At 72.2% G+C, this 1,060-nt stretch carries 1 protein-coding gene; it reads right to left on the bottom strand.

The features are described from left to right. A partial coding sequence (locus tag NOD94_RS41140) for a beta-ketoacyl reductase (protein WP_281211356.1) occupies positions 1–1,060 on the bottom strand: 1,060 nt, incomplete at both ends.

The raw sequence follows: 1,060 nt of genomic DNA, 5'->3' as shown, positions 1-1,060 counted from the left end.
TGCCCCAGGACCGCCGCGACCTGCGCACGGACCAGCCCGAGCAACTCCCGCTCCAACTCGACCGCACCAAGACCGGCGAACTTTCCGACCGGCGCCCCGATGTCCTCGGCACGCACGGCAGGCCCGGCAGGCCGCGTCTCCCGCAGCTCGGCGAACAGTGTGCTGTGGCGTACGACGGTGAACGCGGGCCCGAAACGCTCCCAGTCCACGTCCGCGACCAGCAGGGCCGCCGCGTCGGTCGACGCGGACACGCTCTGCCGCAGAACGGCCATGGCCGTATCCGGCGCCATCGGCGGCAAACCCTCACGCCGCATCCGGGCCTCAAGGGCTTCATCGGCAGCCATGCCACCGTCGGCCCACGGACCCCAAGCGATCGACGTCGCGACCAGACCGGCCGCGCGCCGCTGCTCGGCCAACGCGTCGAGATAGGCGTTCGCGGCGGCGTAGTTACCCTGACCTGCCGCACCGACCGTCCCGCTCATCGAGGAAAACAGCACGAACGCCGAGAGTTCGATGCCGAGCTCGACGGTCAGCTCGTGCAGGTTGAGCGCCGACGTGGCCTTGGCCCGCAGCACGCTCTCGAACCGCTCCGGCGTCAGCGCATCCAGCACCCCGTCGTCCAGGACCCCGGCGGTGTGCACGACCGCGGTCAGCGTGTCCGCCTCGGCGGCCAGGAGGCCGCGCAGCGCATCCCGGTCGGCGGCGTCACACGCCACCACCGAGACGTCCACGCCCAGCCCCGACAACTCCGCCACCAACTCGGCGGCGCCGGGCGCGTCCGCGCCCCGACGGCTGGTCAGCACCAGACGCGAAGCACCCGCGCCGGCCAGCCACCGCGCGATCCGACCACCCAGAGCACCCGTACCACCGGTCACCAGAACCGACCCGGACGGCGTCCAAGAACCCGCATCGCCGGCCACCGCACGCACCAGACGACGCCCGAAGACACCGGAGGAGCGAACCGCGACCTGATCCTCTCCAGCACCACCGGCCAGGACACCCACCAGCCGGCTCATCGCCCGCTCGTCCCACACCTCGGGAAGGTCCACCAGACCACCCC

The organism is Streptomyces sp. Isolate_45, from assembly GCF_024721315.2.
Classification (GTDB): Bacteria; Actinomycetota; Actinomycetes; order Streptomycetales; family Streptomycetaceae; genus Streptomyces.
This window is presented reverse-complemented; position numbering and strand designations above follow the sequence as displayed.